The 10,563-nt window shown below is 64.0% G+C and carries 15 protein-coding genes; all 15 read left to right on the top strand.

What is annotated here, in order from left to right; all coding sequences use genetic code 11:
* On the top strand, positions 1–1,504 hold a 1,504-nt coding region (nosZ, locus tag ACE3UY_RS02875), incomplete at its 5' end, for a Sec-dependent nitrous-oxide reductase (protein WP_374686045.1).
* 107 nt (positions 1,505–1,611) lie between these two features.
* Entirely contained in the window at positions 1,612–2,268 is a 657-nt protein-coding gene (locus tag ACE3UY_RS02870; protein ID WP_374686044.1) for a cytochrome C, read from the top strand.
* A gap of 94 nt (positions 2,269–2,362) precedes the next feature.
* Entirely contained in the window at positions 2,363–3,760 is a 1,398-nt protein-coding gene (locus ACE3UY_RS02865; RefSeq protein WP_374686043.1) for a nitrous oxide reductase family maturation protein NosD, read from the top strand.
* A 106-nt stretch (positions 3,761–3,866) separates the two neighbouring features.
* Positions 3,867–4,721: an ABC transporter ATP-binding protein gene (locus ACE3UY_RS02860; protein WP_374686042.1), complete on the top strand. Its 855-nt coding sequence runs from the start codon at positions 3,867–3,869 to the stop codon at positions 4,719–4,721.
* Positions 4,722–4,819: 98 nt separating this feature from the next.
* The gene (locus tag ACE3UY_RS02855; RefSeq protein ID WP_374686041.1) at positions 4,820–5,650 is read left to right on the top strand and encodes an ABC transporter permease; all 831 of its coding nucleotides are present in this window, start codon (positions 4,820–4,822) and stop codon (positions 5,648–5,650) included.
* Positions 5,647–6,210 carry a nitrous oxide reductase accessory protein NosL gene (locus ACE3UY_RS02850; RefSeq protein ID WP_374686040.1) on the top strand — a complete coding sequence of 188 codons (564 nt, stop codon included), beginning with the start codon at positions 5,647–5,649 and terminating at the stop codon, positions 6,208–6,210. Before ACE3UY_RS02855 ends, ACE3UY_RS02850 begins: the two co-directional genes overlap by 4 nt.
* A 101-nt stretch (positions 6,211–6,311) precedes the next feature.
* A complete protein-coding gene (locus tag ACE3UY_RS02845) occupies positions 6,312–6,740 on the top strand; it encodes a cytochrome c (RefSeq protein WP_374686039.1) in 429 nt (142 codons plus the stop codon).
* A gap of 12 nt (positions 6,741–6,752) precedes the next feature.
* Positions 6,753–6,977, top strand: a complete 225-nt coding sequence (locus ACE3UY_RS02840; protein ID WP_374686038.1) for a DUF1858 domain-containing protein — start codon at positions 6,753–6,755, stop codon at positions 6,975–6,977.
* Between the two features lie 93 nt (positions 6,978–7,070).
* Positions 7,071–7,394, top strand: coding sequence for a cupin domain-containing protein (locus tag ACE3UY_RS02835; RefSeq protein ID WP_374686037.1), 324 nt, complete (start codon positions 7,071–7,073; stop codon positions 7,392–7,394).
* Positions 7,395–7,524: 130 nt separating this feature from the next.
* On the top strand, positions 7,525–8,580 hold the full coding sequence (locus ACE3UY_RS02830; RefSeq protein ID WP_374686036.1) for a hypothetical protein: 1,056 nt from the start codon (positions 7,525–7,527) through the stop codon (positions 8,578–8,580).
* A 121-nt stretch (positions 8,581–8,701) separates the two neighbouring features.
* Positions 8,702–9,004, top strand: a complete 303-nt coding sequence (locus tag ACE3UY_RS02825) for a hypothetical protein (protein ID WP_374686035.1) — start codon at positions 8,702–8,704, stop codon at positions 9,002–9,004.
* A gap of 7 nt (positions 9,005–9,011) precedes the next feature.
* Entirely contained in the window at positions 9,012–9,416 is a 405-nt protein-coding gene (locus ACE3UY_RS02820) for a DUF6516 family protein (RefSeq protein WP_374686034.1), read from the top strand.
* Between the two features lie 9 nt (positions 9,417–9,425).
* Complete coding sequence (locus tag ACE3UY_RS02815) at positions 9,426–9,794, top strand: YciI family protein (protein WP_374686033.1); 369 nt, start codon at positions 9,426–9,428, stop codon at positions 9,792–9,794.
* 34 nt (positions 9,795–9,828) lie between these two features.
* A complete protein-coding gene (locus ACE3UY_RS02810; protein WP_374686032.1) occupies positions 9,829–10,260 on the top strand; it encodes a hypothetical protein in 432 nt (143 codons plus the stop codon).
* A 4-nt stretch (positions 10,261–10,264) separates the two neighbouring features.
* Positions 10,265–10,563 (top strand): hypothetical protein (locus ACE3UY_RS02805; protein WP_374686031.1); only part of this gene is annotated, 299 nt, incomplete at its 3' end.

Genomic DNA, 10,563 nt, shown 5'->3' with positions numbered 1-10,563 from the left:
GATCGTCAAGAACCCCATCACCCTCAGCGACCACGGCGGCACGTTCGTGACGCCCGACACCGACTACATCGTCGAAGGCGGCCAGTACGCCATGCCCCTGGGCTTCGAATATAGCTCCATCGAGAACTATGAAGAAGACTATCGCGGCATGATCACCTTCTGGAAGTTCGACCGTACGGCGGGCCGCATCGACCAGTCCCAATCCTTCGCCATCGAACTGCCCCCCTACTGGCAAGACCTGTGCGACAGCGGCAAGCTGGTCAGCGAGGGCTGGGTGTTCTGCAACTCGATCAACACCGAGATGGCGACCGGCGGCGTGGAACTGGGCAACCCGCCCTTCGAGTCCGGCGCCAGCCAGCGCGACATGGACTACCTCCACGTCTTTAACCTGAACAAGGCCAAGGAAGTGGCCGCGGCCGGCAACGTCGAGATGATCAACGACTTCCCGGTCATCACCCTCGATACGGCCATCGCCGAGGGACTGATCTACTTCGTGCCGGAGCCGAAAAGCCCGCACGGCGTGGACGTGACGCCCGACGGCGAGTTCATGATCGTCGCCGGCAAGCTCGACCCGCACGTGACCGTCTTCAGCTTCGACAAGCTGCAGGCAGCCATTGAGGCGGGCACAAGCGAGGCCGACGCCTTCGGCGTGCCGGTGCTCAGCTTTGATTCGGTGATGGAAGCGCAGGTCGAGCTCGGCCTGGGGCCGCTGCATACCCAGTTTGATGACAAGGGCTACGCCTACACCAGCCTCTTCCTGGATTCGGCTGTGGCCCGTTGGTCGCTGGGCGGCTCGGCTGATGAAAAGAATGAGGACCCGCCCTGGACGCTGGTCACCAAGACGCCCGTGCAGTATAACATCGGTCACCTGACCACCGCCGAGGGCGACACCGTCAGCCCGGATGGCAAGTACCTGGTGGCGATGAACAAGTGGGCGGTGGATCGCTTCCTGCCGGTCGGGCCGCTGCTGCCGCAGAACTTCCAGTTGCTCGACATCAGCGGCACGGGCACAGACATGCCGGTGCTCTACGACATGGCCTTGCCCGACGGCGAGCCGCACTACGGGCAGATCATCAAGGCCGACAAGATCGAAGCCTGGGAAGTTTATCCCGAAGTCGGCTGGGACCCGCACACGCAGGCCGTCAACCCCGACGCGCCCAAGCAAGGCGAAGAGCGGGTCGAGCGGGAAGGCAACGAGGTGCACGTCTACATGACGGCCATTCGCAGCCACTTCACGCCGGAGCGGGTCGAGATTCAGCAGGGCGACCACGTCGTCTGGCACATCACCAACGTCGAGCGCGCGCTGGACGCGACGCACGGCTTTACCATCCCGGCCTATAACATCCACGTCAGCATCGAGCCGGGCGAGACAGTTTCGTTTGAGTTCGACGCGACGCAGAGCGGCGTCTTTTCCTACTACTGCACCGAGTTCTGCTCGGCGCTGCACCTGGAGATGATGGGCTACATGATGATCGCCCCCGGCGATCAGGCGTCGGCCGACTAAGAGGGAAAGCATCCACAGATTACACAGATTACACAGATTTTGCGGATGTACTTCTGAAAAATCTGTGTAATCTGTGAAATCTGTGGATTCCTCTTTGAGAGAGTGAGATGACTACCATGAGTGCTTTCAAGCGTATCGTTGGCCCGCGCGCGCCGGCGACGGCCGACGAGAAACAGCGCAGCCTCTACCGGCTGCCCAACATCCTGCTCGGCGTCGCGGCAGTGCTGCTGCTGACGTCCATCTTCCTGCCCTATTGGAAGATGACCCTTCATGCGCCGCAGTACCCGCGGGGGCTGTCGGTCGAAGTCTTCGTCAACCGCATGACGGGCGACGTGGCCGAGATCGACGGCCTGAACCATTACATCGGCATGCGCCCGCTGGGCGAGGCGGCGCAGTTGGAGCGCGCGGTGAGCATGGTCGCCGTCGGCGCGCTGGTGCTGCTGGTGCTGGCGGCCATTTACGTCCATTCGCCCTGGGCGTTGTTGTTGGCGCTGCCGGCCATTCTGTGGCCGTTCATCTTTATTGGCGACATGTACTACTGGATGCGGCACTTCGGGTTGAACCTGGACCCGAATGCGCCGTTGAGCAGTTCCATCGACCCCTTCGTGCCCCCCATTCTCGGCTCCGGCATGGTCGGCCAGTTCGAGACGGTGGCGACGTTCCAGATCGGGTTGTGGATGGCTTTCCTGGCCGTGGCGCTCATCCTGGTCGGGCTATTCTACCAGCGGCGGGCCTACAAGCCGCTGGCGCAAAGCGGTTCGTAGTCAGGCAATTCATTGCCGTTCTTCTGCCTGCGCACAGAACGGCAATGAATCGCCTGACTACGAACGAAGAGCGACTACGAGCGGGGATTAGATAATGAAGCGAATTGCGGTTATTGTCGTGGTGATGCTGGCGTGGCTGCTCTTCGGCGGCGCGGCCGGGGCGCAGGGCGAGATCGTCCGCGCGCCGGCTGAGCAGCTGGCCGAGGCCATCGCCGCCGCGCAACCGGGCGACACCATCGAGGTGACCGGCGGCGTCTTCCACGGCAACCTGGTCATCGACAAGCCGCTGACCCTCATCGGTCTGGACGGGGCGACGTTGGACGCCGGCGGTCAGGGCACGGTGCTGCGCATCGAGGCTCCCGACACCACCGTGCGCGGCTTCGTCGTCCGCAACACCGGCGACTCGCTCGACCGCGAGGACTCCGGCATCATCGCCGCCGGCCCGCGCGCGCTGGTCGAGAACAACCGGCTGGAGAACGTGCTCTTCGGCATTTACATCAATTCGGCTCCGGGTACGATCGTGCGCGGCAACGAGATCGAGGGACAAGACCTCGACATCGCCCGGCGCGGCGACCTGATCCGCTTGTGGGACAGCGACGACGTGCTCATCGAGGGCAACGTCACCCGCCGCGGCCGCGACGCCGTGCTGTGGTATTCGGAGCGGATGACGCTGCGCAACAATGACTTTTCCTATGGCCGTTACGGTCTGCACTTCATGTACTGTGACGATGCTGTGATGGAGGGCAATCGCCTGACCTATAACTCGGTCGGGGCCTATCTGATGTACGGCCGGCGCATGACGCTGCGCGACAACCTGCTGGCCTTCAACCGCGGCCCCAGCGGCTACGGCCTCGGCCTGAAGGATATGGACGACAGCGTCATCACCGGCAATCGCTTTCTCGATAATCGCGTCGGCGCGTTCGTGGACGGCTCGCCGCGCGAGATGGACAGCACCGGCATCTTCCGGGGCAACCTGTTTGCCTACAACGACATCGCCCTGGAGATGCTGCCCTCGGTGCGCCACAACCTGATCAGCGACAACAGCTTCGTCGAGAACGAGCAGCAGGTCGTGGTGGCTGGCGGCGGGCAACTGCGCGACAATGAGTGGACGGTGGGCGATCGGGGCAACTACTGGGGCGACTACGCCGGCTATGACGATGACGGCGACGGCCAGGGCGAGATCGCCTACAAGTCGGAACGGCTGCTGGACAGCCTGATCGGCCGCCAGCCCGAACTGCGGCTGTTCGTCTACAGCCCGGTCATCAACGCCGTCGATTTCGCGGCGCGGGCCTTCCCGCTGGTGCGCCCGCAGCCCGTTCTGGTGGATGAGAAGCCGCTGACGCAGCCCGTGCTGCCCGCCAACGCGCCGCTGCCCCTCGCCGCCAATGAGGGCGCGTTGTGGCCGGCGCTGCTGTTGCCGCTGGCGCTGCTGCTCCTGTTCGGCCTGGGCCGCGTCGGCCAGCGACAGTACAAATTAGAAATTAAGAATTAAGAATCAAGAATTATGAATTATGAATTATGAATTATGAAGATAGCTCTTGGGAGAAGATTCCCAATTCCTAATTCTTAATTCCTAATTCCTAATTATTAGGTCTGTCATGATTGAAGTACGCAACCTGACCAAGCGCTTCGGCCGCTTTACCGCCGTGGACAATTTGTCCTTCTCCGTGCGGGAGGGCCAGGCAGTGGCGCTGTGGGGGGCCAACGGCGCGGGCAAGACGACGGCCGTGCGCTGCCTGCTCAATCTCTTTCCTTACGAGGGCGAGATCACCGTTAACGGGCTGGACGCGCGCCGCCAGAGCAAGGAGGTGCGCCGCCTGGTCGGCTTCGTGCCCCAGGAGCTTAGCTTCCACGACGACATGACCGTGGCCGAGACGCTGGTCTTCTACGCCCGCCTGCGCAAGCTGCCCGGCGGCTACGACTTCACGCCGCTGCTGGAGCAGTTGCGGCTGACGACCCACATCCGCCACCGCGTCGGCGAGTTGTCCGGCGGCCTGAAGCAGCGCCTGGCCCTGGCTGTGGCCCTGCTCTCCGACCCGCCCATCCTGATCCTGGACGAGCCGACGGCCAGCCTGGACATCCGCAGCCGCGAGGAATTCCTGATCTTGTTGCGATCCCTGAAGCAGGCGGGCAAGACGATGGTCTTCTCGTCCCACCACCTGGAGGAGATCACGGCGCTGGCCGACCGGGTGCTGCTGCTGGAGGATGGGCGGCTGGTGGTGGACGCCCCGCCCGACCAGTTGGAGCGCCAGTTGAACTGGGAGACGACGCTGCACCTCTACCTGCCCGAGGCGGGCATCGACCCGGCGTTGCAGACGCTGGAGGGGCTGGGTATGCCCGTCAGCCGCAACGGCCGCGGCGTGCGCGTCCACGTGACGCCCGGCGCCAAGGGCAAGGTGTTGCGCGCCCTCCATGACGCGGGCGTGGAAGTAGATGATTTTTCCATCGAGTGATTTATGAATTAGAAATTAGGAATTAGGAATGAAGATGCCTTCAGTAGCACGTTCCTCGATTCCTAATTCTTAATTCCTAATTCCTAATTGTTTACGCTATGGACTTAGAGAACGTACTCATCCTCATCCAGAAAGAGCTGCGCGACGCGCTGCGCAACCGCTGGTTCCTGCTCTACGCCGTGGCCTTTGCCGCGCTGTCGCTGGCGCTGGCCTGGTTCTCCGTCTCCGGCGCGGGCAGCTATGGCGTGGCCGGCTTCGGCCGCACCACGGCCGGGCTGATCAACCTCATCCTGCTCGTCGCGCCGCTCATGGGCCTGACGTTGGGCGCGATGAGCCTGGCCGGCGAGCGAGAGAAGGGCACGCTGGTCTACCTGCTGGCCCAGCCGATCAGTGGGGCGGAGCTGCTGTTGGGCAAGTTCATCGGCCTGGCGCTGGCTCTGACGGCGGCGCTGGTCATCGGCTTTGGCCTGACGGGGGTGCTGATGGTCTTCGCCGGCGGCGGCGGCGACTTCGCGGTTTACGCCACGCTGCTGGTGCTGTCGATCTTGCTGGCCGTTGCCAGCCTGAGTCTGGGTTTCCTCATCTCGGCCGCCGTCCGGCGGGCGGCGACGGCCGTCGGGTTGGCGCTGTTCCTGTGGCTCATCCTGGTCTACTTCGGCGACCTGGGGCTGATGGGCACGGCCGTGGTGTTGCGCATGGAAGTGGCCCAACTGCTGACGCTGGCGCTCATCAACCCCTTGCAGGTGTTCAAGATCGCCGCCGTGCTGAACCTGCGCGACAATCTGGAAGTGCTGGGGCCGGCCGGCATCTACGCCTTCCGCACCTATGGCGGGGCGCTGTGGCCGTTGTTGCTGGGGCTGCTGTCGATCTGGGTCGTCGCGCCGTTCTTGTTGGCGACGCGGGTGTTCAAGCGGCGGGGGGTGATATGAGGCGGGTGGCAGCCGCGCGCCGGGGAGCAGGGGCGCGGGGGCGCGGGGGAGATGATGGCGGCGCGTGGTCTGTCGTCCGCCGTCTGTCGTCCGTTCTTGGGGGCCTACTCCTGTTCGTCGCGCTGGCCGGCTGCGGCGGGGGCGCGGACACGACGCAGCCGCCGGAGATCCTCTACGGCCAGGACGTGTGCGACGAGTGTGATATGATCATCAGTGAGGAGAAGTTCGCCTCCGCCTACTGGACTGAGGCCGGCGAGGCCCGCCGCTTCGACGACGTAGGCGAGATGCTGGTCTTCATGGCCGAGAACCCGGAGCCGACGGCCTCGATCTGGGTTCACGACATCAACAGCGCAGCGTGGCTGCCGGCCGGCGACGCCTGGTTCGTCATGAACTCCGGCCTGCACACGCCGATGGGCACGGGCATCGCAGTCGTCAGCAGCGAGGCCGAGGCCGAAGCGCTGGCCTTCGACCAGCCCGAGGCGGTGATCATGACCTTCGCCGACGCCCTGGCCCGGGCGCAGGCGGGGGAGTTGATGAATGTGCATGGGATGGGGGAGTAGTAAGCCGTAAGCAGTAAGCTGATTACTGCTAACTTCTTACTGCTTATTGTCAACTGACCACTAACCACTGACCACTAACAACAAGGAGTGTAGAAAGAGAGATGACACGCAAGTACATGTTTTGGTTCATTGTAGTCCTGCTGGCCTTGAGCCTGGCTTTGGCGGCTTGTGGCGGCGGGGGCGGCAGCGCGACCGGCGGCGAGGAAGTAGCCGAGCAGCCGGCCGAGACGCAAGACCCGGCCAGCGGCGGCGACCCGGAGGCGGGCAAGGCGCAATTCGACACCGTCTGCATCGCCTGCCACGGGCCGGGCGGCGTGGGCGTCGAGGGGCTGGGCAAGCCCTTCACAACCAGCGAGTTCCTGCTGACCGTGAGCGACTCCGAGCTGTTGGAGTTCGTCAAGACCGGGCGGCCCGTCGGCCACCCGGACAACACCACCGGCGTGGACATGCCCCCCAAGGGCGGCAACCCGGCGCTGACTGACGAGCAACTCATCGACATCATCGCCTACATCCGCACCTTGCACGAGTAACGAAATTGTCTTATGCCTCCGGACGAGGAACCAACCTCCATGAAGCTGCTCGACATGATCCTGACCGACCTGCTGGAACGCTGGCCGGAGACGGCCGCTGTGTTCCACGAGCACGCGATGGCCTGTGTCGGCTGCGCTGTGGCTTCGTTCTACACCGTCCGTGACGCCGCGCTGGTCTATGGGCTGCCGCCGGAGCAGTTCGCCGCCGAACTCGCCGCCGTCGTTGGCGCCGTTTAGCTTCAAGAGAATCCACAGATTTCACAGAGCACACCGATTAAAGAAAGAATCTGTGTGATCTGTGAAATCTGTGGATTGTTCTTATGAGTCACTATGAACGATCTGTACACGTTGATCCCCAACCTGGCGGAGATGGCCCCCGATGTGCCGGCCGACTCCATCCTCAGCCGCACCTTCTACAAGGATGAGCGCCTGAGCGCCGTCCTGTTCAGCTTCGCGCCGGGCGAGGAGCTCTCCGAGCACACCTCGGCCTATCCGGCGCTGCTCCACTTTCTGAGCGGCCGGGCGCAACTGACGCTGGGCGCGGACGGGCCGATGATGGTCGAAGCCGGGGCCTGGGTGCGCATGTCGCCCAAGCTGCCCCACAGCGTCGTGGCCGAGACGCCGGTGGTCATGCTCCTGTTAATGCTGAGATAAGACAAGAAGCGGCTCACGCAAAGAACGCAAAGAAGCAAAGAGCGCAAAAAAAGCAAAGCTGCTTGTGCTTTGCGAGCTTTTCTTCCTTGGCGTTCTTGGCGCGAGCTTCTTCCCCACCGCATTTGCCATTGTGCCTCGTCTACCATTGCTCGCCCTCGCCATCCTCGCCCTGCTGGCCGCCATCTGGGCCGGGCTGTTGCGGTTAGGCTGGGCGTGGCCGGCCCTGCAGCCGGCGCTGGCGGCCGCCCATGGCCCGCTGATGGTCTCCGCCTTCCTGGGCACGGTCATCAGCCTGGAGCGGGCCGTCGCCCTGGATCGGCGCGCCGCCTATCTGGCTCCGGCCCTGGCGGCCGCTGGCGGGCTGCTGCTCCTCAGCGGCCTGTCGTGGACGTGGGGCGGGCGGCTGCTGGCGTTGGGCAGCCTGGGGCTGGCCGTGCTGTTCGGGGTCATCGTCCGCCGCCACCCGGCCATCTACACCGTCGTCATGGCCCTGGGGGCGCTGGCCTGGCTGCTCGGCAACGTCCTACAACTATTCGGCCGGCCCATCTATGCCGTCGTCCCCTGGTGGGTGGCCTTCCTGGTGCTGACCATCGCCGGGGAGCGGCTGGAACTGAGCCGTGTGTTGCGGCTGTCGCGCCGGACGATCAACCTGTTCGCCGGCGCGGCGGGGGTCTTCCTCGCCGGCGTCATTCTCTCCACCCTCGCCTACGGCGCGGGCGTGCGACTGGCCGGGCTGGGGCTGGTCGCGCTGGCGGCGTGGCTGCTGCGCTTCGACCTGGCGCGGCGCAACGTGCGGCTGAGCGGGCTGACGCGCTTCATCGCCGTCTGCCTGTTCGGCGGCTACGTCTGGCTGGGCGTGGGCGGGGCGCTGTGGCTGATCTACGGCGGCGTCCCGGCCGGCCCGATCTACGACGCCATCCTGCACACCATCTTCCTGGGCTTCGTCTTCGCCATGATCTTCGGCCACGCGCCGCTCATCTTCCCGTCGGTGCTGGGCCGGCCGATGGTCTACCTGCCCGCGTTCTATCTGCCGCTAATCGTGTTGCACCTGTCGCTGCTGCTGCGCGTGGCCGGCGATCTGCTCGCCATCGTCCCTCTACGCCAGTGGGGCGGGCTGCTCAATGGGGTGGCGCTGCTGCTCTTCTTGGGGACGACGGGCGTGTCGCTGGCGCGCGGCCGCCGGTGAGCGGATGCAAGCTAGCGGTGCAACCCACTTCAGAAAGTGGGCGGCACCTGCTGCTCTGGTGCTCAGAGTCTGGTAGAATGGCAACAATACGGTCTGGAAGACCTGGAGTGGCGAGGATACGATGACATCCTTTACGATCACGGAAATCCTGGATGACTTGCGAGCGGCCGATGAAACGACGCGGCGCTTCGAGCGGCGCTATTGGTTAAGTTCGGCCGACTTCTATACGCTCTATCAGCAAGGCTTGCTGGATGATGGTGAGCATACTGAAGATTTCGCCATGTGGTCAGCTTTTTACGAGATCAAGCAGGACCGGGAGCTGACACTTAAGAAGCTGTCAGACGAACGAGTAAAGCGCCTACGCCGCCAGGCCCGTGGTGGTTCTCTTCAGATCGATCCACGCGAACCGGCAACGCCCGGATGATCGGGCTATGTCCTTTCCATCTCGTACCGAATACGAACAGCTTGTTTACAGCCTTCAGGAGTCACACCCGAGGGTTGTCTCGTCTCCACTCCGTCTCTATAGTACCAGCGCGCTGACAGCCGTCGTTGAAGGGGAATTGACCCTGAGCACTGGCCTAATGCTCCGAGTGTTCGAAGTCCTGGATTTCAAGGCCAGGCGCATTCGCAATTACAGTTACGCCGTCTATCGTGAGGGCGTCAAGATTTGCTGGTATGACGCTCAGCCTCATCCCGAAATCCCCAAACTTGCGACTACTTTCCCACATCATCTCCATGAGGAACCGGATATTAAGCACAATCGCCATCCGGCCCCGGGCATCTCATTTGAGTCGCCTAACCTTTTGCAGCTTGTCGAGGACTTTCTGCGCCTATAAGTAGAACCTATGATGGATATCCTGACACTCGTGGACAGCTTCCCCACTCCCACCCCCGACGACATGGCCGCCCGCCGCCAGTTCGCCCGGCGCTACACGCTCGTCTTCCTGCGCCAAGGCCCCGCCCCGCGCGACGACGAGGCCCGCAACGAGCGCCTTCAGTTGGAACACCTACAACACTTGACCAAGCTGCAACTGGTGGGCAAGCTGGTGCTCAACGGCCCCATTCTGGTGGATCACGACATCCTGGGCGTCAGCGTCTATGCCGCCGAACTGGAGGAGGCGCGCGCCCTGGCCGAGGCGGATCCCAAGGTGAAGGCCGGCTACCTGGTCGTGGAAGCGATTCCGTGGATGGCCGTGCCGAGCGAACTGCCATGAAAGGTGCGACCCAGAAAGCACCTGGTACTCGACGATGCCCTTACTAACCCGCTTCCACATCAAATCCGCCTTCCTCTACCTGGCCGCGGCTATGGCGTTGGGCATTGTCCTGGCCCTGGCCGGCGTGCTCGACCTGCCCGGCTGGGTCGTCTACCTGTCGCCGGCCTTCTTCCACCTGATCATGGTCGGCTGGGTGACGCAGATGATCTTCGGCGTCATCTTCTGGATGTTCCCCATCGTCACGCGCGCCCGGCCGCGCGGCAGCGAGCGGCTGGGCTGGGCGACGTTCATCCTGCTGAACGCCGGACTGCTATTGCGCGTGGTGGCCGAGCCGGCCAACGCCGTCCGGCCGGGGAGCGGCTGGGGCTGGGCGCTGGTCGTCTCGGCGGTGCTGCAATGGCTGGCCGCGGTGGCCTTTGTCATCAACGCCTGGCCGCGCGTCAAAGAGAAGTACCGGGGAGAGTGAGGCCGTGCCGCGCCTGAGTCAATGGTACATCAAGCTGGCCTTCGGCTATCTGCTGCTGGGCTTCACGCTGGGCGCGCTGCTGCTGGCTCACAAGGGGCAGCCGCTGCACCCTGCCTTGTGGGGCTGGCTGCCCGCCCATATCGAGTGGCTGCTCATCGGCTGGGTGGCGCAACTGACGCTGGGCGTGGCCTTCTGGATTCTGCCGCGCTTCTGGAAGGAGCCGCGGCGCGGCAACACGACCGGGGCGTACGTCGCCCTCGTCCTGCTGAACGCGGGCATCTGGCTGGTGTCGCTGGCGGGCGT

This window comes from Promineifilum sp. (SeqCode) (assembly GCF_041918635.1).
Lineage (GTDB): Bacteria > Chloroflexota > Anaerolineae > Promineifilales > Promineifilaceae > Promineifilum.
Note: the sequence above shows the minus strand (reverse complement) of the source record. Positions and strands in the feature narration are given on the sequence as shown.